This is a genomic window from Plantibacter sp. LMC-P-059a, assembly GCF_030209505.1.
Classification (GTDB): Bacteria; Actinomycetota; Actinomycetes; order Actinomycetales; family Microbacteriaceae; genus Plantibacter.
The window spans coordinates 511,745-533,272 of sequence record NZ_JARVRZ010000006.1 but is presented as its reverse complement, the minus strand read 5'-3'; the positions used below and the strand labels follow the sequence as shown (position 1 = coordinate 533,272).

Annotated in this window: 25 protein-coding genes; 17 read left to right on the top strand and 8 right to left on the bottom strand. The window is 70.7% G+C overall.

The features are described from left to right. The first annotated feature begins 12 nt into the window (after window positions 1-12). Together QRN27_RS15840 and QRN27_RS15835 are read left to right on the top strand one after the other, a co-directional pair. Window positions 13-435, top strand: coding sequence for a phage holin family protein (locus tag QRN27_RS15840; protein WP_162235765.1), 423 nt, complete (start codon window positions 13-15; stop codon window positions 433-435). Then, window positions 425-676: a DUF3618 domain-containing protein gene (locus tag QRN27_RS15835; RefSeq protein WP_056010652.1), complete on the top strand. Its 252-nt coding sequence runs from the start codon at window positions 425-427 to the stop codon at window positions 674-676. The genes QRN27_RS15840 and QRN27_RS15835 overlap by 11 nt, the downstream gene beginning before the upstream one ends. Before the next feature lie 24 nt (window positions 677-700). Here the strand turns inward: QRN27_RS15835 and QRN27_RS15830 are convergent, their stop codons facing one another. Beyond that, complete coding sequence (locus QRN27_RS15830; protein ID WP_285043062.1) at window positions 701-1,165, bottom strand: GNAT family N-acetyltransferase; 465 nt, start codon at window positions 1,163-1,165, stop codon at window positions 701-703. A gap of 91 nt (window positions 1,166-1,256) precedes the next feature. Between QRN27_RS15830 and hemQ the strand changes: the two genes are divergently transcribed. From hemQ to QRN27_RS15785, 9 genes are all read left to right on the top strand, one after another. Beyond that, the gene (hemQ, locus tag QRN27_RS15825; RefSeq protein ID WP_056010659.1) at window positions 1,257-1,979 is read left to right on the top strand and encodes a hydrogen peroxide-dependent heme synthase; all 723 of its coding nucleotides are present in this window, start codon (window positions 1,257-1,259) and stop codon (window positions 1,977-1,979) included. Further along, complete coding sequence (locus QRN27_RS15820; RefSeq protein ID WP_285043061.1) at window positions 1,979-3,229, top strand: ferrochelatase; 1,251 nt, start codon at window positions 1,979-1,981, stop codon at window positions 3,227-3,229. Before hemQ ends, QRN27_RS15820 begins: the two co-directional genes overlap by 1 nt. After that, window positions 3,226-4,173 (top strand): hydroxymethylbilane synthase, encoded by a 948-nt coding sequence (gene hemC / locus QRN27_RS15815; RefSeq protein ID WP_285043060.1) that lies wholly within the window; start codon window positions 3,226-3,228, stop codon window positions 4,171-4,173. The genes QRN27_RS15820 and hemC overlap by 4 nt, the downstream gene beginning before the upstream one ends. Before the next feature lie 23 nt (window positions 4,174-4,196). After that, entirely contained in the window at window positions 4,197-4,994 is a 798-nt protein-coding gene (locus QRN27_RS15810) for a uroporphyrinogen-III synthase (RefSeq protein ID WP_285043059.1), read from the top strand. Window positions 4,995-5,055: 61 nt separating this feature from the next. Further along, window positions 5,056-6,063 carry a porphobilinogen synthase gene (gene hemB / locus QRN27_RS15805; protein WP_285043058.1) on the top strand — a complete coding sequence of 336 codons (1,008 nt, stop codon included), beginning with the start codon at window positions 5,056-5,058 and terminating at the stop codon, window positions 6,061-6,063. After that, complete coding sequence (gene hemL, locus QRN27_RS15800; protein ID WP_056010667.1) at window positions 6,060-7,475, top strand: glutamate-1-semialdehyde 2,1-aminomutase; 1,416 nt, start codon at window positions 6,060-6,062, stop codon at window positions 7,473-7,475. Before hemB ends, hemL begins: the two co-directional genes overlap by 4 nt. A gap of 107 nt (window positions 7,476-7,582) precedes the next feature. Beyond that, window positions 7,583-7,930, top strand: coding sequence for a hypothetical protein (locus QRN27_RS15795; RefSeq protein WP_056010669.1), 348 nt, complete (start codon window positions 7,583-7,585; stop codon window positions 7,928-7,930). A gap of 189 nt (window positions 7,931-8,119) precedes the next feature. Continuing rightward, window positions 8,120-8,530, top strand: a complete 411-nt coding sequence (locus tag QRN27_RS15790; protein WP_285043057.1) for a DUF4190 domain-containing protein — start codon at window positions 8,120-8,122, stop codon at window positions 8,528-8,530. A 113-nt stretch (window positions 8,531-8,643) separates the two neighbouring features. Beyond that, window positions 8,644-8,934: a hypothetical protein gene (locus QRN27_RS15785; RefSeq protein WP_056010675.1), complete on the top strand. Its 291-nt coding sequence runs from the start codon at window positions 8,644-8,646 to the stop codon at window positions 8,932-8,934. A gap of 265 nt (window positions 8,935-9,199) precedes the next feature. On the opposite strand, the gene QRN27_RS15780 is transcribed toward QRN27_RS15785, so the two are convergent. From QRN27_RS15780 to trhO, 6 genes are all read right to left on the bottom strand, one after another. Then, window positions 9,200-10,216, bottom strand: a complete 1,017-nt coding sequence (locus QRN27_RS15780; RefSeq protein WP_285043056.1) for an acrylyl-CoA reductase family protein — start codon at window positions 10,214-10,216, stop codon at window positions 9,200-9,202. Between the two features lie 65 nt (window positions 10,217-10,281). Further along, window positions 10,282-11,106, bottom strand: a complete 825-nt coding sequence (locus tag QRN27_RS15775; RefSeq protein ID WP_285043055.1) for an ABC transporter permease subunit — start codon at window positions 11,104-11,106, stop codon at window positions 10,282-10,284. Next, the gene (locus tag QRN27_RS15770) at window positions 11,103-12,008 is read right to left on the bottom strand and encodes an ABC transporter ATP-binding protein (RefSeq protein WP_285043054.1); all 906 of its coding nucleotides are present in this window, start codon (window positions 12,006-12,008) and stop codon (window positions 11,103-11,105) included. Before QRN27_RS15770 ends, QRN27_RS15775 begins: the two co-directional genes overlap by 4 nt. A 106-nt stretch (window positions 12,009-12,114) precedes the next feature. Further along, the gene (locus tag QRN27_RS15765) at window positions 12,115-13,068 is read right to left on the bottom strand and encodes an L-lactate dehydrogenase (RefSeq protein ID WP_285043053.1); all 954 of its coding nucleotides are present in this window, start codon (window positions 13,066-13,068) and stop codon (window positions 12,115-12,117) included. Window positions 13,069-13,255: 187 nt separating this feature from the next. After that, the gene (locus tag QRN27_RS15760; RefSeq protein WP_502929533.1) at window positions 13,256-13,729 is read right to left on the bottom strand and encodes an SRPBCC family protein; all 474 of its coding nucleotides are present in this window, start codon (window positions 13,727-13,729) and stop codon (window positions 13,256-13,258) included. Between the two features lie 10 nt (window positions 13,730-13,739). Continuing rightward, window positions 13,740-14,705 carry an oxygen-dependent tRNA uridine(34) hydroxylase TrhO gene (gene trhO / locus QRN27_RS15755; protein WP_285043052.1) on the bottom strand — a complete coding sequence of 322 codons (966 nt, stop codon included), beginning with the start codon at window positions 14,703-14,705 and terminating at the stop codon, window positions 13,740-13,742. Window positions 14,706-14,930: 225 nt separating this feature from the next. Here trhO and QRN27_RS15750 point away from each other — a divergent pair, with 225 nt between their 5' ends. The 5 genes from QRN27_RS15750 (at window position 14,931) to QRN27_RS15730 (ending at window position 19,178) form a co-directional block, all read left to right on the top strand. Then, a complete protein-coding gene (locus tag QRN27_RS15750; RefSeq protein ID WP_285043051.1) occupies window positions 14,931-16,112 on the top strand; it encodes a thiolase family protein in 1,182 nt (393 codons plus the stop codon). A gap of 70 nt (window positions 16,113-16,182) precedes the next feature. Then, window positions 16,183-16,962, top strand: a complete 780-nt coding sequence (locus QRN27_RS15745; protein WP_285043050.1) for an SDR family NAD(P)-dependent oxidoreductase — start codon at window positions 16,183-16,185, stop codon at window positions 16,960-16,962. Window positions 16,963-17,014: 52 nt separating this feature from the next. Continuing rightward, window positions 17,015-17,842 (top strand): enoyl-CoA hydratase/isomerase family protein, encoded by an 828-nt coding sequence (locus tag QRN27_RS15740; RefSeq protein ID WP_285043049.1) that lies wholly within the window; start codon window positions 17,015-17,017, stop codon window positions 17,840-17,842. Then, the gene (locus tag QRN27_RS15735; RefSeq protein WP_285043048.1) at window positions 17,839-18,663 is read left to right on the top strand and encodes an SDR family oxidoreductase; all 825 of its coding nucleotides are present in this window, start codon (window positions 17,839-17,841) and stop codon (window positions 18,661-18,663) included. The genes QRN27_RS15740 and QRN27_RS15735 overlap by 4 nt, the downstream gene beginning before the upstream one ends. Before the next feature lie 182 nt (window positions 18,664-18,845). Further along, entirely contained in the window at window positions 18,846-19,178 is a 333-nt protein-coding gene (locus QRN27_RS15730; protein ID WP_285043047.1) for a helix-turn-helix domain-containing protein, read from the top strand. A 58-nt stretch (window positions 19,179-19,236) separates the two neighbouring features. Here QRN27_RS15730 and QRN27_RS15725 read toward each other — a convergent pair whose 3' ends face one another. Continuing rightward, on the bottom strand, window positions 19,237-19,698 hold the full coding sequence (locus tag QRN27_RS15725) for a hypothetical protein (protein WP_285043046.1): 462 nt from the start codon (window positions 19,696-19,698) through the stop codon (window positions 19,237-19,239). 300 nt (window positions 19,699-19,998) lie between these two features. Between QRN27_RS15725 and QRN27_RS15720 the strand changes: the two genes are divergently transcribed. Next, window positions 19,999-21,522 (top strand): MmgE/PrpD family protein, encoded by a 1,524-nt coding sequence (locus tag QRN27_RS15720; RefSeq protein WP_285043045.1) that lies wholly within the window; start codon window positions 19,999-20,001, stop codon window positions 21,520-21,522. Window positions 21,523-21,528 lie beyond the last annotated feature (6 nt).

Below are 21,528 nucleotides of genomic sequence, written 5' to 3'. Positions count from 1 at the left end.
ACGATGGGTTTCATGAGTGACCGGAACCGGTCGGAACCTCGGTACGACAAGCGAGACGAGTCCCTGCTGACCCTCGTGGGTCAGCTGCCCGGCGTCGTCTCGAACCTGGTCAAGGCCGAGATCGCGAACGTCAAGACGCAGCTCGCCCACAAGGGCAAGTACGCGGGCATCGGCGCGGCGTTCGTCGCCGGTGCGGCCGTGTTCCTCTTCTTCGCGATCGGGGTGCTCGTCGCCGTCCTGATCCTCGCGCTCGCACTCGTCATGCCGTCGTGGCTCGCCGCGCTCTGCGTCTTCGTCCTGTTCGTGCTGGTCGCGGCCGTCCTCGTGCTCATCGCATTGCGGTACTTCAAGAAGATCAACGAGGACCCGAGCCCGATGGACAACGTGAAGGAAGACATCAAGGCAGTGAAGGGGCTCGGCGAGTATGACCGTTGACCAGTTCCCGGGGGCCACGCCCTCGCCCGAGCAGGCTCGCGCCGAGCTCGTCGCAACGCTGAACGCCATCGAGGACAAGCTCAACGTCCCGAAGCAGATGCATCGCGCCAAGCGTCGTGCCATCGTTCGGGTCGCGACCGTCAAGGTCGAGCGCCCAGCGGTGTTCTACGCCGGTGTCGCCGGTCTCGCCGGTGCAGCCGGCCTGGCCGTGTGGGGCATCGTCCGCGCGATCGCCCGCTAGCGCGTCCCTGCCGCTCGCTGCGCCTCAGGACGTCGGCGGGGTCGCCGCGCGGGTCATCGGCACGTGCACGATGTCGTCCTCGACGTAGTCCGGGCCGCTGATCACGAACCCGAACCGTCCGTACCAGTCGGCGAGACGCTTCTGTGCGCCCATGCGGAGTTCGCGGTGTCCGTGTTCGGCGATCGCGCGACGGATGAGTTCCGCGGCGAGACCCCGGCCGCGTGCGGTGAACGCGGTGGCGACGCGCCCGATCTCCGAGTGCTCCGGCTCCGTGAGGATGCGGATCGTGGCGAGCACCTCCGAGCCCTCCTGAGCCCACGCGATGAGGGTGCCATCCTCGAGGTCCCGCCCGTCGAGGTCGGCGAACAGGGCCGTCTGCTCCACGACGAACACGTCGACGCGGATCTTCAGCACCTGGTAGAGCGTCACCGGATCCATCTCGGACAGGTGGGCGACGTGGTACTCGACGGGGGCCTGCAAGCTGGTCATCAGCCGACTGTATCGACTGTGAGGGCAACCTCAGTGTCAATCGTGACCTGCCACTTTTGCCCATTCGACCGAACTGGGTGAGGATAGGACTATGACTCACCCGGCCTCTGCCGAGGCATCGCACCACCCGACCGACTCAGCCACCCCGACTGGCCCCTCAGGATTCACCCTTTGGGCTGTCCTGCGCCGCGAGCCGGCGAGTGCGCTGCCGCTCGGCGAAGAGCATGTCTCCGAACTCGAAGCATCCATCGCGCTCATCGAAGCCCAGGGGGTGACGCTGCGCGGCATCTACGACGTCTCCGGTCTCCGCGCCGACGCCGACCTCATGCTGTGGCTGCACGGCGACACCGCTGAGGGCCTGCAGGCGGGTCTCCGCGAGTTGCGCCGCACCGCCATCCTCGCCTCGCTCGCCCCGACGTGGAACGCCATGGGCGTCCACCGCGACGCGGAGTTCAACCGCCAGCACGTCCCAGGCTTCCTCCGTGGCATCGAGCCGAAGGGGTGGCTCTGCCTGTACCCCTTCGTCCGCAGCTACGAGTGGTACCTGCTGCCCGAGGAGGAGCGTCGCAAGATGCTCGCCGAGCACGGCCGCCAGGGCGCCGCCTTCACCGGCGTGCTCGCCAACACGGTGGCCTCCTTCGCCCTCGGCGACTACGAGTGGCTCCTGCCGCTCGAGGCCGACGACGTGGTCGAGCTCGTCGACCTCATGCGCGACCTCCGCAACACCGAGGCACGTCGCCACGTGCGTGAAGAGGTGCCCTTCTTCACGGGACGCCGCATCACGCCCGCCGAGGCACTGGAGGTGGTTCGCTGATGGCCGCGATGAACCTGGGCAGCTCAGGGGCGGACGCTCCGGAGCGCATCGTCCGCGGAGCGACCGACGCCGCGGCAGCCGGTCCCGAGCACGTCTCCGAGCCGACGAAGTACGACGCCATCCTCCTCGCCGGATTCGGTGGGCCGGAAGGCCAGGACGACGTCATCCCCTTCCTGCGCAACGTCACGCGTGGTCGTGGCATCCCCGAGGAACGTCTCGAGGAGGTCGCCCATCACTATCGCCACTTCGGCGGGGTGAGCCCGATCAACGACCAGAACCGCGCGCTCAAGGCCGCGATGGAACTCGAACTCGCCTCGCGCGGGATCGACCTGCCCGTGCTCTGGGGCAACCGCAACTGGGACCCGTATCTGAGGGACGCGCTGACGGAGGCGCACGAGCGTGGCTTCACGAAGCTCATCGCCGTTGCCACGAGCGCCTACTCGTCGTACTCCAGCTGCCGCCAGTACCGCGAGGACTTCGCGATGGCGGTCGACGAGACGAACCTGCAGGGTGAGATCCAGATCGACAAGGTGCGTCAGTTCTTCGACCACCCGGGCTTCGTGACGCCGTTCATCGACGGTGTCCGCGACGCGATCGCGGACTACCTGCGTGAGCAGCCGGAGCTCGTGGCCGAGACCCAGATCGAGGTGCTCTTCGCGACCCACTCGATCCCGACCGGTGACGCGGCCCGCTCCGGCCCCGACTTCCGGAACTTCGGCGACCACGGTGCCTATGAGGCCCAGCACCTCGCGGTGGCGGAGGTCGTCATGGCCAACGCGATCGACCAGCTGCGTGAGAACGGCGTCCTCGGTGGTGCCGTCGGCAGTGGCATCTCCGTGCCGTGGCAGCTCGTCTACCAGTCCCGCTCCGGGCCGCCGAGCATGCCGTGGCTCGAGCCCGACATCAACGACGCGATCGCCGAGCTCCCCGCCGTGGGTCGCAAGGCCATCGTCATCGTCCCGCTCGGATTCGTGAGCGACCACATGGAGGTCATGTGGGACCTCGACAACGAGGCCATCGAGACCGCCGGTGAGCACGACCTCGCGGCCGTCCGCGTGCCGACCCCTGGGACGTCCGCCGCCTATGTGAAGGGGCTCATCGACCTCGTCCTGGAGCGTCGCGACGGGACCCCGGTCGAGGAGCGCCCGCACATGACCGACCTCGGTCCGTGGTACGACGTCTGCCGCCCCGGGTGCTGCGAGAACGCCCGCCTGGGCTTCAAGCCGGCGTTCTCGGGGATCGCCCCATGACCCTTCGTATCGGAACCCGCGGCAGCGCTCTCGCGTTGGCGCAGACCGGTCATGTGGCGGACGCCCTCACGGCGGCCACCGGCGAGGAGGTGGAGATCGTCACCATCACCACGCAGGGCGACACCAGCCGTGAGTCGCTCGCGACCATCGGCGGCACGGGCGTGTTCGTCAACGCCCTCCGCGACGCCTTGCTCGACGGGGCGTGCGACCTCGTCGTGCACTCGCTGAAGGACCTCCCGACGGCGCAGGCCGAGGAGTTCACGATCGCCGCGATGCCGATGCGCGAGGACCCGCGCGACGCGCTGTGCGCCTCCGGCGACCGGTCGCTCGACGACCTGCCGCAGGGTGCCCGCATCGGCACCGGTTCCCCACGTCGCATCGCCCAGCTGAAGCGCGTCCGTCCCGACCTCGACGTCGTCGACATCCGCGGCAACATCGACACCCGTCTGCGCCGCATCGACGACGACCTCGACGCGGTCGTCCTGGCCGCCGCCGGGCTCACTCGTCTGGGCCGACTCGACGCCGTCACCGGTCTCTTCGACCTCGACACCTGGCCCACCGCACCCGGGCAGGGTGCGCTCGCGGTCGAGTGCCTCGCCGACGAGGAGTCCTCCATCGCCGGATCGATCGCCCTGCTCGACCACGCTCCGAGCCGCTGGCAGGCCACCGCCGAGCGCGCGGTGCTCCGACGCCTCGAGGCGGGTTGCTCGGCTCCGGTCGGCGCGGCCGCCTGGCTCGACGACGAGGTCCTCGTCCTGCAGGCCGCCGTCTACTCGCTCGACGGCACCCGGATGATCCATCTGGAGAGCCGCTCAGAGGGCTTCTCGGGTGAGGGCCACGGGCGGGAGCTGCTGCAGGCTGCGGACGCGCTCGGCGTCTCCCTCGCCGACGAACTCATCGAGGCCGGCGCAGCCGACCTGGCCCCGCTGGGAGGCACCGCGTGAAGGACTGGACGAAGCCGGACACTGTGCCCACCCCCACCAAACCGCTCGGCGGGTGGCGCGTGCTGGTGCCGCGCGGCGGCCCATGGGGCGACTCGGTCGCCGGGACGGTCCGCGGCAAGGGCGGCACCCCCGTCGTCGCCCCGATGATCAACTTCGCCAGCACGGACGACCCCGAGACCCTCGCGACCGCGCTCGCCGCGCTCGAGGCTGGCGAGTTCGACTGGCTGACGGTGACGAGCGCGACCACGGTCGACGTCCTGTCCTCGCAGCGGATCCGGATCCCCGAGACGACCCGCGTCGCCGCGGTCGGCGAGACCACCGCTGCGGCGCTCACCGCGGTCGGCTACAGCGTCGACCTCGTCCCGGCGAAGGACAACTCGGCCAAGGGCATGGTGCAGGACCTCACCGTCCTCGAACCGCACCCGAAGCGCATCCTCACGCTGCGTTCTGCCATCGCCAAGCCACTGCTCACCGAGGGCCTCATCGCGGCCGGGCACGACGTGCAGTCGGTCGTCGCCTACCGCACGGTGGGTGTCCCGGTCGCGGAGAAGATCGTGGCCGACGTCGCGAGCGGGCGCGTGCGTGCCATCCTCGTGACCTCGGGCAGTGTCGCCGAGCAGGTCCGGTCGCAGTTCCCGGAGATCCCCGACAGCACCGTCATCGCCGCGATCGGGCCACGCACGGCTCGCGACGCGCGTGGCTACGGCCTCCGGGTCGACGTCGTCGCCGAGCAGCAGACGGTCGACTCGCTCATCGAGGCGATCGTGTCTGTCGCGCTCCGTCGGAACCGCGAGGACGGCGCCGACGGCGGCAGGGCCTGACCGGCGTCACGCCCTGCGCGAACCGGGAGGGTGCGTCGGTGGTGACGCGTAGGCTTGACGGGTGAGCATCCCCGAGACCCGTCCCCGTCGTCTCCGGCAACAGCCGGCCATCCGTCGCCTCGTGAGCGAGACCCGGCTGGATCCGGCGGAGCTCGTCCTGCCCATGTTCGTCCGTGAGGGCATCTCGGAGTCCGTCGAGATCACCTCGATGCCGGGCGTCAGGCAGCACACGATCGACAGCGCCAAGCGCGCGGCGGTCCAGGCGGCCGAGGCCGGCATCGGCGGGGTCATGCTCTTCGGTGTGCCGTCGGAGCGCGACGCGATCGGCTCCGGCGCGACCGACCCCGAGGGCATCCTCAACGTCGCGACGCGTGCGCTCGTCGCCGAGGTGGGCGACGCCCTCGTGGTCCAGACCGACCTCTGCCTCGACGAGTTCACCGACCACGGCCACTGCGGCGTCCTCGACGCCCGCGGACGCGTCGACAACGACCGGACGCTCGACCGCTACCGCGACATGGCGCTCGCGCAGGCCGAAGCCGGTTCCGCGCTGCTCGGCCTCTCCGGCATGATGGACGGCCAGGTCGCCGCGGTCCGAGAGACGCTGGACGCCGCCGGATTCGACGAGACGATCATCCTCGCGTACTCCGCCAAGTTCGCCTCGGCCCTCTACGGCCCCTTCCGCGAGGCCGTCGACTCGCAGCTCCAGGGCGACCGCCGCACGTACCAGCTCGACCCCGCCAACCGTCGTGAAGGACTCCGCGAGGCGCTCATCGACGAGGCCGAGGGTGCCGACATCGTCATGGTGAAGCCCGCGGGGAGCTTCCTCGACGTCCTGGCCGACGTCGCCGACACGGTGTCGATCCCGGTGTGGGCGTACCAGGTGTCCGGCGAGTACGCCATGATCGAGGCCGCCGCCCGCCAGGGCTGGATCGACCGCCGTCGGGCGATCGAGGAGTCGGTGTTGTCGATCAAGCGCGCCGGCGCCGAGGCCGTGCTGACGTACTGGGCCGTGGAGCTCGCCGCCTGGCTGGACGAGTCGCGCGGCCTGCGCGTGGGAGGAACCCGATGAACGACGCAGCATTCGCGAGAGCCCAGCGCTCCATCCCGGGCGGCGTGAACTCGCCCGTCCGCGCCTTCCGCTCGGTCGGTGGCACACCGCGCTTCATGGTGTCGGCCACGGGGCCGTACATCACCGACTCCGAGGGCGTCGAGTACGTCGACCTCGTCAGTGCGTGGGGTCCGGCGCTGCTCGGTCACGCCCATCCGCAGGTCGTCGAGGCCGTCCAGGCGGCCGCCGCCCGTGGGCTGTCGTTCGGGGCGTCGACCCCGGCCGAGACGGAACTCGCGGAACTCGTCAAGGAGCGCGTCCAGGCCTCCGGTGTCGCGCCGATCGAGAAGCTGCGCATGGTCTCCACCGGAACCGAGGCGACCATGACGGCGATCCGTCTCGCGCGCGGTGCCACGGGCCGGAGCCTCATCGTGAAGTTCGCCGGGCACTACCACGGTCACTCCGACGGCCTGCTCGCCGAGGCCGGTTCGGGTGTCGCGACCCTCGCCCTGCCGGGGTCGGCGGGCGTCACCGCCGAGACCGCCGCGCAGACGATCGTCGTCCCGTACAACGACCGCGCGGCGCTCCAGACGGTCTTCGCGGAGCGTGGGGCCGACATCGCCGCGATCATCATGGAGGCGGCCTCCGCCAACATGGGTGTCGTCCCTCCCGCGCCCGGGTTCAACGCCGCGGTCGTCAAGCTCGCCCACGAGCACGGAGCCCTCGTCATCATCGACGAGGTGCTCACCGGTTTCCGCGTCTCCTCCGCCGGTTGGTGGGGACTCGACAACCGTGGCCTCGCCGCGGTCGCGCCAGGCACGGTGCCGACGCCCGGCGCCGAGGACTGGGAGGCGGGCAACCACGCCGTCGCGAACCCCACCGGTGCCATCAGCATCCCGGTCGGGGTGTACCAGCCCGACCTCTTCACCTTCGGCAAGGTCATCGGCGGTGGCATGCCGCTGGCGGCGCTCGGCGGGCGGGCGGAGCTCATGGATCTGCTCGCACCGCTCGGCCCGGTCTACCAGGCTGGCACCCTCTCGGGGAACCCGGTCGCCCTCGCCGCGGGCATCGAGACGCTGCGCCTGGCCGACCAGGAGGTCTACCGTCGGGTGGACACCGCGGCCGCGATCGTCTCGGAGGCCACGTCGAACGCCCTCACGGAGGCCGGCGTCGCCCACACCGTCCAGCATGCGGGGAACCTGTTCTCCTTCGCGTTCAGCGAGACGGCCCCGACCGACTACGCGGCCGTGCTGCGCCAGGACGCCTTCCGGTACCCGGCGTTCTTCCACCGCATGCTCGATGCCGGGGTGTCCCTGCCGCCGAGCGTCTACGAGGCCTGGTTCGTCTCCGCGGCGCACGACGACGAGGCGATCGGCCGTATCGTCGACGCGCTCCCCGCTGCGGCACGCGCGGCCGCGGCTGCCATCCGCTGAGGCGGGCGGGCGCTCGCGGGCTGTCGTCCTCGCCCGACAGGTCATGCGTTACCGCTTTGTGAACTTCCGGCAACACGAACGTCGGTGGGGCTTGGCAGACTAGAGGCATGGCCTCCTTGCGTCTGCACCCCGACCGACTGGAGATCGAACTGTCCGCGTACGACAAGGCACTCTCGCTGCGTCGGAGCAACGTCGTCGTGCCACGGTCGAGCATCCGTTCAGCCACCATCACCGACGATCCGTGGATCTGGGTCCGCGGCATCCGCGCCCCCGGCACAGCGATCCCGCTGACCCTCGCGATCGGGCAGTGGAAGTTCCACGGCGGCAAGGACTTCCTCGTCATCAAGGGCACGAAGCCGTCGGTCGTCATCGATCTGGAAGACACCGAGTACTCGCGGCTGATCATCACGACCCGTCGGAGCGCCGAACTCATCGCCGCGCTCGACCTGCACTAGGCGAGTCGCGGGAGGCTTCGTGGGCAGCCCGATCCTGGCCGCGCCATCGGCGGTGATGCACCCACACCGTGACATCGATCAGGGTCGTTCGCGACGAATTGCCCCGAACAGGGCACAAAACGGCATCTGACCGGTATTCTGGGGCCGCTCGAACCTCCGAAGACCGCCTGTTCGAAAGGACCACAGCCCATGTCGACTCCTCCTCCCGGTGAATACCCCGGCCAGCCGCCGCAGGCCCCGCAGGCACCGCAGCCGCCGAAGGATCAGTACGGCTCGGCTCCCGCCTACTCCGGCGGTTCGGCTTCGTCCGGCGACGCGACCGCGGGCAAGACCCTCGGCATCGTCGGCCTCATTCTCGCCTTCCTCGCGCCGCCGATCGGTCTCATCCTGAGCATCGTCGCGCTCGTGCAGTCGAAGAACGCCGGGGTCAAGAACACCTTGGCGAAGGTCGGTCTCATCCTCTCGATCGTCTTCATCGTGCTCGGCATCATCATCACGATCGCCGCAGTCGCGATCGGTGCGTCGGCCTTCAACGAGGCGTGCGAGTCGCTCGGCAGCGGCGTCCACACCGACGGCACCACCACCATCACCTGCCCGTAGATCTGCGACGCCCGTCGGATATTGGGGAGTTGTCCCCATCCCCTGTCGGGTACCTCACCCACTACTGTTGGCTCGCGCCCCTGGCGCATCAACCATCCTCGAGAGGAACCATCATGACCAACGCACCGCAGTACAACCCCGGCCAGCAGCAGGGCGCCGCACTGCCCGCCGACTACCCGGGCAAGACCCTCGGCCTCGTCGGCCTCATCCTCGCGATCGTCGTGCCGCTCGTCGGCCTGATCATCAGCCTCGTCGCGAAGAACCAGTCGAAGGCCGCCGGTTACCCCAACCAGCTCGCGAAGATCGGTGTCATCATCGGCGCCATCCTCCTCGTGCTCGGCATCATCGGCTCGATCCTCTACTTCGTCGCCCTCGGTTCGGTCATGTCGACCGCCGGCTACTGAGTCTCAGCAGTCCCGTCGACAGCGGTCGGTGCCTTCGGGCACCGGCCGCTGTCGCGTTCCCGCGTTCGCAACTCAGGAGCACGCCGGCGTGCCGGCATCGAGCGGTGCGAGCAGTGGGGCGACTCGCCGGGCCCGTCCTGAGTTGCGAACGCCGAGGGGACTCAGCTCCGGTTGTTCGCAATTCAGGAGCGTGCCGGTGTGTCGGCCGTGGACCGCGTGAGCAGTGGGGCGACACGCCGGGTCCGTCCTGAGTTGTGAACGCGGGTCAGGCGCGGACGTCGACGACGATGCGGCCGTGGACCGAGCCAGAGAGGACCCGCTCGGCAGCGTCGACCGCGTCGGCGAGGGCGACCGTCTCGGTCAGGGTGTCGAGGACGTCGAGGTCGAGCGCGCTGGTGACGCGCTCCCACGCCGCCTGCCGCAAAGGGAGCGGTGCCTCGACGGAGTTCACGCCCGCGAGGGTGACCCCGCGCAGGATGAACGGCATGACCGACGTCGGGAGGTCGGACCCACCCGCGAGACCGCACGCGGCGACCGTCCCGCCGTACGCTACCTGTGACAGGACCGTCGCCAGCGTCTGCCCGCCGACGGAGTCCACCGCACCGGCCCAGCGCTGACTGCCCAACGGACGGCCCGCCTCGGAGAGCTCCGCTCGATCGACGATCGACGACGCACCGAGTGCCCGCAAGGCGTCGCCGAGTTCGTCGACGCGGCCGGTGGACGCGGCGACCTCGAACCCGGCGGAGGCCAGCAGGACGATAGCGACGCTTCCGACCCCACCACCTGCTCCCGTGACGAGCACCGGGAGCCCGCCGACACGGACGGCGCCGGAGGTCGCGCTGCCGTGTTCCAGCGCGAGCACGGCGAGGGCAGCGGTGTACCCGGCGGTGCCGATCGCGGCGGCCTGTGCGCTCGAGACGTGATCGGGCACCCGGACGAGCGCGTCGGCGCGGACCCGGGCGCGCTCGGCGAGCCCGCCGTACCGGGTCTCGCTCAGGCCGTCGCCGAACAGGGCCACGCGGTCGCCGGCCGTCCAAGCTGGATCGTCCGACTCCGCGACGACGCCGACGAGGTCGATGCCGGCGACCATCGGGAACGCCCGCACCACGCCTGGCTTCCCGGTGAGGACCAGGGCGTCCTTGTAGTTGATGCTCGAGAACTCGACGTCGACGCTGACGGCGGCGTCGGGGAGTTCGGCGTCGGCGAGATCGCGGAGCTCGACGGTCCGCGTGGGCTTCCCGCCCTCGTGCTCGACCTGCTCGATGACGTATGCGCGGCCCATGGTGCTCCCGTCTCCGGCGTTGGCGCCGGTGGTTGGCTTCGTCGAGCCTACGCTTCCGGCTCGGGCTAGGTCACGTCGCGTCGCCAGGTGGTGGCGTAGCCGATGAGGGCGACGACGACGCCGATCCCGAGCAGCACGAGCCCGCCCTGCCACCAGGTCAGCGCGTCCTGCTGCGCGGACATCATCGAGTAGAAGCTCGGGCCGACCAGGGCGTCGGTTGCGGCTCCGGGGAGGAATCGGCCGATCGACGCGGTGACCTCGGAGAACGACGACGCCAGCCGCAGGAGCGGCTCCACGAACTGGGTGAACGCGAGCACCACGATGATCGCACCGACCTGGCTCGGGAGGACAGCACCGAGGCCGACGCCGATCGCACCCCACAGCGCCATGGCGAGGACCGCCCGGCCGATGAGCGCCCAGGTGTCCGGATCGGTCAACAGGGGATCGACTCCGCTGATAGCGAGAGCCCCACCACCGAGGCCGACCGACGCCACGAGGGCGATCACGCCGTAGAGCGCGCCCACACCGGTGAGGGCGAGGACCTTGCCGACGAGCACATGGCCGCGGTTCGGGTTGGCGAGGAACGTCGGCGTGAGGCTCTGATGCCGGAACTCGCCGGTCGTCGCGAGCGCTCCGAGCAGCACCGGGAACACGTACCCGATGCTCGTCGCGAACCCGTAGATGAGGCCCGGCTGCGTGAGCATCTCGCTGGTCGCCTGCGCGCCGCCGCCGCTGGACTCCGCGGCCCCCGGGATGTTGGCGAACAGGAGCGCAGCCCCGGCCGCGGCGAAACCGACGTACACGAACAGGATGAGCGCGAGCCCCCACCACACGCGGGTGGTGAAGACCTTGAGGAATTCGGAACGGACAGCTGCCAGGAGCGAGTTCATGCGTGGTCCTCCCCGCCGCTGACGAGGGCGAGGAACGAATCCTCGAGCCCCGATCGATGCCGCGACAGTGCGCTGAGCGGGATACCGGCGGCGAGCGCGACGCGGCCGATGTCGATGGACTCGACGTCGTGCACGACGAGCCCGGAGCGGGCCTGGTCGAAGGTGTAGCCGGCGGCGGTGAGTGCCTCGGCGAGGCGTTCGTGCTCGGGCGAGTTGACGACGACTCGGAGGGTGTCGGCGGCATCGAGGCTCGCGAGGGTGCCGACGTGCGCGAGGCGTCCTTTGGCGATGATGACGACCTCGTCGACCGACTGCTGCACCTCGCTGAGCAGGTGGGAGCTGATGAGGACCGTGCGGCCCTCCGCCGCGAGGGCGGTGAGGAAACCGCGGATCCACTTGATGCCTTCGGGGTCGAGGCCGTTGATGGGCTCGTCGAGGACCAGCACGCCGGGGTCGCCGAGGAGGGCGGTCGCGAGACCGAGGCGTTGCCGCATGCCGAGGGAGTACCCGGCGACGCGGCGGTCGGCCACGTCGAGCAGCCCGACCTGCGCGAGCACCGCGTCGACGCGGTCGGACGGCAGCCGTGCTGCCGAGGCGTGCACGCGCAGGTGGTTGCGGGCGGTGCGCCCGGGGACGAAGCTCGCCGCCTCGAGGGCCGCGCCGACGGTCGCCGCAGGCACGGGGAGCTTGGCGTACGGCACGCCACCGAAGGTCGCGGTCCCCGAGCTGGGCTGCACGAGCCCGAGCAGCATGCGCAGGGTGGTGGTCTTCCCGGCGCCGTTCGGCCCGAGGAAGCCGGTGACCTTCCCCGGTTCCACGTGGAACGTCAGGTCGTCGACCGCCTGCACCGCCCCGAAGGATTTCGAGAGTCCGTCGAACTCGATCGTCACGCCAGCGGTCATCCGGTGCCTCCCCACGGGCGCGGCCGGATCCGCGCCTCGTCCGTCCACGCTATCCGGGGCGACCCCGGTCGCGCATCGGCCGCTCGGGGGAGATCCGACCGGCCTGCTAGAGCCCGAGGGAGTCGAGCGAAGCGCGGACGGCCGCAGCCGAGTCGGCGAACTGCTGCTCCTCGCGCGGCGACATGGCGACCTCGACCACCGAGCGCACGCCGGAGCGGTCGACGATGCTCGGCACCGACAGGGCCACGCCACTCACCCCGTGGTACCCGTCGAGCACAGTGCTCACCGGGAGGATCGCGTGCTCGTCGCCGAGGATGGCTTCGACGATGCGCGCGCCGGACAGGCCGATCGCGTAGTTCGTTGCGCCCTTGCCCTCGATCACCCGGTAGGCGGCGGTGCGGACGTCGACGGCGATCTCGTCGAGCTGCTGCTCGGTGAACCGTGAGCCGTCGGGCAGCTCCCAGTCGAGGATCGGCACGGGGCCGATGGTCGCCTGCGACCACAGGGGGAGCTCACTGTCGCCGTGCTCGCCGACGATGAGCGCATGCACCGCGGAGGTCGCGACCCCGGCGCGCTCGGCCAGCAGCCAGCGCAGACGGGAGGTGTCGAGGACGGTCCCGGAGGAGAAGACCCGCTCCCGAGGCAGGCCGGTGATCTGCTGGGCGGCGACGGTGAGGACGTCGCACGGGTTCGTGACGAGCATGTAGACGGCGTCGGGTGCCTGCTCGACGAGCTTCGGCAGCAGCTGTTCGAGGATGCGGACGTTCGTCCCCGCGAGGTCGAGGCGGGTCTGGCCGGGTTCCTGTTTAGCGCCGGCCGTGATGACGACCACGTCTGCGTCGGCGACGACGGAGATGTCGTCACCACCGGTGATGCTGCTCGACCCGGTGAACTGCGTCCCGTGCGCGAGGTCGAGGACTTCGGCGGAGGCCCGCTTGCCGTCGATGTCGTAGAGCGCCACCCGCCGGGCGCTGCCGCGGATGAGCGAGGCGTACGCGAGGGACGAACCGACGCTCCCCGCCCCGATGATGGCCAGTTTCGACTTCGTGCGAACACCCATGGCACCATCTTGGCAGGGGCGGATGTGCGCGGTCGGAGTCGAGCCCGTCAGACGGCGGGTTGTCTCGATGTCGAGGTATCGCCCGCCCTTCGACAGGCTCAGGGACCGGAGCCGCCGCGTTCGGTCGCTCAGCCGCCCCTCCCGGTCACTGAGCCGCTCCCTCCGGTCACTGAGCCGCTCCCTCCGGTCACTGAGCCTGTCGAAGTGCGTCCGCCAGCCACCGGTTCCGCGCGCGGATGAGCCGCTGCAGGTGCCTCGTCAGGGCGAGGTGCTCGGCGACGACCCCCAGGGGGCCGAGCGGTGCCGAGAAGGTGATGTCGTCGAGCATGATGGTGCGCGCCGCGCCCATCGGGCGCTCGAGTGGTTCGAAGAGGTGGATGTGCCGGAAGCTGCGGAACGGGCCGCTCACCTGCTCGTCGGTGAAGCGGTCGTGTTCCTGGTACTCGGTGATCCGGCTCGTCATCGTCCACGGGATGCCGAAGTGCCGCGCGCGCCAGGTGACCGTCTCGCCCAGGCCGATGAGGCCGGAGGTCACTCCGCCGATCGCGCGCTCGCCGGTGTGTTGCATCGAGCCGAGGTGCGCGTCGATCGAACGCGAGAGCTCGAACGCCTGCTCCATCGTGCCGTCGAGCTCGGTGCGGAGGATGAAGTGGGAGGTCACGGGTGCTCGCTCAGGCGATCGCGGCCGGCGCTGCGTCGGCGTGGACGACGCACCGCGGGCCACCGTTCGGGCCGTCCGCGTGCGCCTCGCAGACCACGAGTTGCGTCTTGCACGACGGGTCGGCGCAGTTCTGCAGGTGCTTCGTCGCCGAGTCGCAGACGACGCAATGCCCGATGACGGCGGCGTGGTCGCTGAAGTCCAGCGAACCGCGCTTGTCGAACACGTACAACGAACCCTCCCAGAGGCCGTCGTCGCCGAACTGCTCGCCGTACCGGACGATGCCGCCGTCGAGTTGGTAGACCTCGCCGAAGCCGCGCGAGCGCATGAGCCCCGACAGCACCTCGCAGCGGATGCCGCCCGTGCAGTAGGTGACGACGGGCTTGTCCTTGAGGTGGTCGTACTTGCCGCTGTCCAGCTCCGCGACGAAGTCCCGGGTGGTCGCGACGTCCGGCACGACCGCGCCCGCGAACCGGCCGATCTCCGCCTCGAAGGCGTTGCGGCCGTCGAAGAAGACGACCTCGTCACCGCGTTCGGCCACGAGCTCGTGCAGTTCGGTGGGCTGGAGGTGCACCCCTCCGCCGGTGACGCCGTGTTCATCCACCCGTAGCTCGCCGGGGGCGCCGAAGGACACGATCTCCTCGCGCACCTTCACGCTGAGTTTCGGGAAGTCGCTGATCCGCCGCCACGGCGCGGGCCGGTGCTTTGCCGTGCGGACGGTGTCGTCCTCGTCGAAGCCGGAACCGTCGCTCCACTTCACGTCCAGGCCCCGGAAGGCGGGGTGCTCCGTCGTCTTCCGGACGTACAGCTTGCACGCGTCGAGCTCACCGCCGACGGTGCCGTTGATGCCGTCCTTCGAGATGAGGATGCGGCCGCGGAGCCCGAGCGACTCGCAGAGGTCGCGCTGCCACAGGCGGATCGCCTCCGGGTCCGCGAGGGGCGCGAACGCGTAGTACAGGAGGATCTTCGGGTCGGCCACCGGTCAATCGTAATCGCCCATGCACGGCCCACTCCCGCGTCCGGCCCCGGCTCCGGTCCCTGAGCTCCCGCCCCGTCCGATCCCTGAGTCCCCCTCCGTCCGGTCCCTGAGCTTGTCGAAGGGCGCCCGACCCGATCCAGCCCCCGCCTTGTGCGCGGTCGACAAGCCTCGTGACCCTCGCGCGCCGCGCGCCTAGGGTGGACGCAGACTTCGAAGGAGATGGCTATGCGCACAGCAGTGATCGTCGACGCGATCCGGACCCCGTCCGGCCGTGGCAAACCTGGCGGGGCACTGAACACGGTGCACCCGACGGACCTCCTCGCTGGCACGATCCGCGCGCTCGTCGAGCGGACCGGCATCGACCCGGCCGTCATCGAGGACGTCTACGCCGGCTGCGTCACTCAGTCCGGCGAGCAGGGGCAGAACATCGCACGGAACGCGGCACTCGCCGCAGGGCTCCCGCAGGAGACGCCCGGCACGACGATCGACCGCCAGTGCGGCTCCAGCCAGCAGGCGACGACCTTCGCCGCGCAGAGCGTCATGGCGGCCGGGAACGACGTCGTCATCGCCTGCGGGGTCGAGTCGATGAGTCGTGCCCCGATGGGGTCCAACGTGCAGGGGGCTGACCCGTTCGGTGCAGCGCTCCGCGCACACTTCCCCGACGGGCTGGTGGGCCAGGGCATCGCGGCTGAACTCATCGCCGCCCGGTGGAACCTGAGCCGAGACGAGCTCGACGCCTTCGCCGCGCGCTCCCATGAGCGGGCCGCGGCCACCTGGTCGTCGGGCGGCTTCGACCGTGAGGTCGTCTCGGTTACCCTTTCGGACGGCTCGGTCGTCACCATCGACGAGACGGTCCGCGCCGGCACCACACCCGAGGGGCTCGCGGGTCTCCCCGCCGTCTTTCACGACGACCGCATGGCGGCGCGCTTCCCCGAGATCGCCTGGCGGATCACACCGGGCAACGCCTCGCCGCTCACGGACGGCGCCTCGGCGGCGCTCATCATGAGCGAGGTGCGGGCTGCGGAGCTCGGGCTCACCCCGCGTGCCCGCTTCGTCTCCTTCGCCGCGGTCGGCAGTGATCCGATCGAGATGCTCACCGGCATCCTCCCCGCCACCCGTCGCATCCTCGAGCGCAGCGGACTCGACGTCGACGACATCGACGCGTTCGAGGTCAACGAGGCCTTCGCCTCCGTGCCGCTCGCGTGGCAGCGCGAGTTCGGGGTCGACGACGAGCGGCTCAACCCGCGTGGCGGGGCGATCGCGCTCGGGCACCCGCTCGGTGCCTCCGGGACGAAGCTCCTCGCCACCCTGCTGGGGCAGCTGGAGGCGACCGGCGGGCGCTACGGCCTGCAGACCATGTGCGAGGGCGGCGGCATGGCCAACGCGACGATCATCGAGCGGCTGTGACGGCCGTGCGTTCCGTTCCCCGTCCCGTGCGCGGGTCGAGGAGGCACCACCAGAGGAAGGGATCACCGACATGGATGTGACCGGAAGCTCGGCGATCGTCACCGGCGGCGCCTCAGGACTCGGATTCGCGACCGCGACCCGCCTGGCCGGCGCGGGCGCGCGCGTCGTGCTCGTCGACCTGCCCGGTTCCGCGGGCGAGGAGCGAGCCGAGGAGTTGGGTGGGTTCGCCACGTTCGTCCCGGCCGACGTGACCGACGGCGAGCAGGTGCAGGCGGCCGTCGAGGCGGCGACGTCGCGCGGCCCGCTCAGGGTCGTCGTCAACTGCGCGGGGATCGCGCCACCGGCGAAGGTGCTGGGGCGTGACGGGCCCGCGGACCTCGGAGCCTTCGAACGGGTGCTGCGGGTCAACGTCCTCGGCACGTTCAACGTCATCCGACTCACCGCGGACGCCATGCAGCACAACGAACCGGACGGCGACGCCTCCGACGGTGGTGGGGATCGCGGCGTCATCGTCAACACGGCCTCGGTCGCCGCGTTCGACGGCCAGATCGGCCAGCCCGCCTACGCCGCGTCGAAGGGTGCGGTGCACTCGATGACGCTGCCGATCGCCCGCGAGCTGGCACGCCACGCGATCCGGGTCGTGACGATCGCGCCGGGGATCATGGAGACACCCATGCTCGCGGGGCTGCCGGAAGCGGCGCAGGCGTCGCTCGGGCAGCAGGTCCCGTATCCGGCCCGGCTCGGCCGGCCCGACGAGTACGCCGCCCTCGCGCTCCACATCATCGAGAACGGCTACGTCAACGGCGAGACGATCCGCCTCGACGGCGCGATCCGGATGGCGCCCAAGTGAGCCGCCGCCCACCGATCGACGCATCGACCCATCACCGACCAGGGAGCACCACGTGACCAGTGACGACACGATCCTCTTCGAGGTGAGCGACGGCCTCGCGCACCTCACGCTCAACCGTCCGAAGAGTCTCAACGCGATCGACGACCGCGCGGCCAGGCGGTGGCGCGACCTCGCGATCGAGATCGCCGAGCGGGACGATGTCGAGGCGGTCCTGTTCGACGCCAACGGACCGGCGTTCTGCGCGGGCGGCGACGTCCTCGCGATGGCGGGCATGGGCGACGGCAGCCCGGGGTCGACCGGCGCCTTCGTCACGGAGCTCGCCGACCTCATCCACGAGGGGCACCGGACGTTGCAGCAGGCCGCGAAGCCGATCGTCGCCGCGGTGCAGGGGGCCGTCGCCGGAGGCGGGCTGGGCTTCATGCTCGTCGCGGACGTGATCATCGCCTCGGACCGCGCCAAGTTCGTCAGCAAGTACGCCGACATCGGCCTCACGCCCGACTGCGGGGTGAGCACGCTCCTGCCCGAGGCGGTCGGGATGCGCCGGGCCCTCGAACTCACGCTGAGCCCGCGCACGTTGAGTGCCGAGGAGGCGCTCGACTGGGGGCTCGTCACCGAGGTCGTTCCGGCCGAACAGCTCGACGCGCGGGCCCGCGAGGTGGCCGCGTTCTGGTTGGAGGGCGCGACGGCCGCGTTCGGACAGGCCAGGCGTCTCCTCCGGGCAGGCGTCGGCAGGACGTACCAGGACGCACTCGACGACGAGGCCCGCACGATCGGCGCCGCCATCGAGACACCGGAGTCCGTCGCCCGCGTCTCGGCGTTCGCCGCCGCCTCAGCCAAACGCGCAACCGCCACCACCACCCCGAAGGAGCCCACCGCATGACCACCCTCGCCGGCAAGACCATCCTCATGTCGGGCGGCAGCCGTGGCATCGGCCTCGCGATCGCCCTCCGAGCCGCCCGCGACGGCGCCAATGTTGCCATCCTCGCGAAGACCGACACTCCAGACCCCCGGCTCGAGGGCACGATCCACACCGCCGCGGAGGCGATCCGTGAGGCGGGTGGGCGGGCGCTGCCCATCCTCGGCGACGTGCGGAACGACGACGACATCACGCGCGCCGTGTTCGAGACGGCGGGCGAGTTCGGCGGCATCGACATCGTGGTGAACAACGCCAGCGTCATCAGCCTGGCGCGCTCCCTCGACCTCGACGCGAAACGCTACGACCTCATGCAGGACGTCAACGTCCGCGGCACCTTCATGCTGTCGCGCGCGGCCATCCCGATGTTGCGCGACGCGGAGAACCCGCACATCCTCTCGCTCTCGCCGCCGCTGAACCTCGACCCCAAGTGGCTCGGTGCCCACACGGGCTACACCCTCGCGAAGTACGGCATGTCGATGGTGACCCTGGGCCTCGCGGCGGAGTTCGGTCGGGACGGCATCGCGGCCAACACGCTCTGGCCGAAGACGACGATCAAGACGGCGGCCGTCGGCAACATCCTCGGCGGTGAGGCGCTCTTGGCGAAGAGCCGGACCCCGGAGATCTACGCGGACGCGGCGTACGAGGTGCTCATCTCGCCATCGCGGGAGCTCACGGGCCGGTCGCTCATCGTCGAGGACGTGCTCACCGAGGCCGGCGTCACCGACTTCGCGAAGTACTCACCGGGCGTCGACGAGTCGGAGCTGTACCCGGACATCTTCTTGTAGCCCTTCGACAAGCTCAGGGACCGGGGGGGTGGGGCTCAGGGACCGGGGCCCTTCGACAAGCTCAGGGGCCGGGGTGGAGCTCAGGGACCGGGGGCCGGGTGTCCGCTGACGGCAGAACGTGGGCTCCCCGCCTCCGGTCGACTCGCGCCTACAGTGAGACCAACGAGCCGGAAGGGGACGCCATGTTATACCGCGAAGCCCTCGGCGCCGCCTTACGCACGCGCCGTCTCGAACAGGGGCGGACCCTGCAGGACGTCGCCCTGGCGGCCGCCGTCTCGACGCCCTACCTGTCGGAGATCGAGCGCGGCCGGAAGGACGCCTCGTCGGAGGTCGTCGTGACCATCGCCGACGCCCTCCGCACCAGGCTCGACACGCTCATGTTCGACATCGCCGACCGCTTCGACGCCGCGACCGCGCCGGCGCTCGTCGAGCCTCCGCTCACCGACGCCCCGCTCGCCGAGGCGACCGTCACCGTGCTCCGCCACCCGGCGGACGCGCAGCTGCTCGCCGCCTGAGGCCCGTCCCGCGCGCGCCTGCGTGGTGTCGCCAGCCCCGTGTGGACCGCCTCCGGGCTCAGCCGGCAGCGAGCGAAGCGAACACCGAGGCGAGCTGGGGAGCCGCGGACTCCCACGTCGTGTCCGCGTCCCAGTGCCCGAGCGCCGTCACCTCGGCGTGCCGTCCGGCCTGGTGCTTGGGTTCGGGGTCGCCGGGCAGCCGGAGCTGTTGGGTGAACCGCCCGGAGGTCCGGTCGAAGTCGAGGACGTGGAAGGCGACGTTCCGGTTCCAGTCCTCCGACGGCCAGGAGATGAAGTCCACCCGAACCCGATCGGCGTCGAGCGGCCCTTCGGCGACGTAGCTTCCCGGGTGGTCCTCACCCGGCGACAGGATCCGGTAGGCACCGTTCGCGCAGAACAGGAGCAGCGCTGGTTCGAACGGCTTCTCCGCGAACATCGTCGTGTAGTGGAGGGCGTCGGCGCGCACCACCTCCGCGAACAGCTGCGGGGTGCGCGCCCCGTCGGCGGCCTGGTCGGTCATGGTCGTCTCCTCAGGGGCGTCTCGTGCCACATCGCCGACCTCGGGATGGTCGTGACGGGGGACCGCTCGCGCAGCCCGGAGCCAGCCTGGCCACCCTCGCCGGGTGCGCGGTGTGCGTCGGCTGAACGGTCGTGGAGAGCGCGCCTGGTATGTCAGTCGGGAGGGAGCCCGCCTCGCGCCGAGCGCCGTCCGTGCGGGAAATCCCCTGTTCCCGGCCGGTTCTCCTGCCGCTGTCGGCGCGGCCGTCGGGCGTAGGCTGGGAGGAGGTGCCGGCGCCCGCAGCACCTGAGAGGAACACCCGTGATCCAGCACCACCTGCGTGTCCACCGCAGCGACGAGAACCTCGCACGCGAAGGGCAGCTCGCCTGGCAGCTCGCCCGGGTCGCCACCGATCCGGTCGAGGTGACGCCAGAGGTCGTCGACATGATCATCAACCGGGTCATCGACAATGCGGCGGTCGCAGCTGCCTCGCTCACGCGTCGCCCGGTCTCCTCGGCACGAGCGCAGGCGCTCAGCCACCCCGTCAGCACCGGCGGCGACGGAGCCACCGTGTTCGGTCCCGACCTCGCCCGCCGCGTCTCGCCGGAGTGGGCGGCCTGGGCCAACGGTGTCGCCGTGCGGGAGCTCGACTTCCACGACACCTTCCTCGCGGCCGAGTACTCGCACCCGGGCGACAACATCCCGCCCATCGTCGCGGTCGCCCAGCACGTGGGGTGCACGGGAGCCGACCTCGTGCGTGGCATCGCGACCGGGTACGAGATCCAGATCGACCTCGCGAAGGCGATCAGCCTGCACCGCCACAAGATCGACCATGTCGCGCACCTCGGCCCGAGTGCCGCCGCCGGCATCGGCACCATGCTCGGGCTCGATCAGGCGACCATCTACCAGGCCATCGGTCAGGCCCTCCACACGACCACGGCGACGCGGCAGTCGCGGAAGGGCGAGATCTCCACGTGGAAGGCTCATGCCCCCGCGTTCGCCGGCAAGCTCGCGGTCGAAGCCGTCGACCGGGCGATGCGCGGCGAGACCAGCCCCTCGCCCATCTACGAGGGTGAGGACGGCGTCGTCGCCTGGCTGCTCGACGGCCCGGACGCCTCCTACGACATCCCCCTGCCCGGTGCAGGGGAGCCGAAGCTCGCGATCCTCGACTCCTTCACGAAGGAGCACTCGGCCGAGTACCAGGCGCAGGCCTGGATCGACCTCGCCCGCAAGCTGCACCACGAGCACCCGGAGCTCCTCGTCCCCGGCGCGGTCGACCGCATCGTCCTCCACACCTCCCACCACACGCACTACGTGATCGGCTCCGGAGCGAACGACCCGCAGAAGTACGACCCGACGGCCTCCCGCGAGACGCTCGACCACTCCATTCCGTACATCGTCGCGGTCGCCCTGCAGGACGGCGCGTGGCACCACGTCGACTCCTACCGGCCGGAGCGGGCACAGCGCGAGGACACGGTGGAGCTGTGGCACCGGATCACCACGGCCGAGGACCCGGAGTGGACGCGCCGCTACCACTCGCTCGACCCGTCCGAGCAGGCCTTCGGCGGCCGCATCGAGATCACGCTGACCGACGGCTCGATCATCGTCGACGAGATCGCCGTCGCCGACGCCCACCCGCTCGGTGCCCGGCCGTTCGCGCGCGCCGACTACGTGCAGAAGTTCCGCACCCTCGCCGCCGGCGTCCTCGACCCGGAGGAGATCGACCGCTTCCTCGCGCTCGCCGAACGCCTGCCCGAGCTCGATGCGGACGAGGTCAAGCAGCTGAGCATCCAAGCGTCCTCCGGGGTCCTCGCCTCGGCGCCGCACCCGACCGGTCTCTTCTGATGCCGG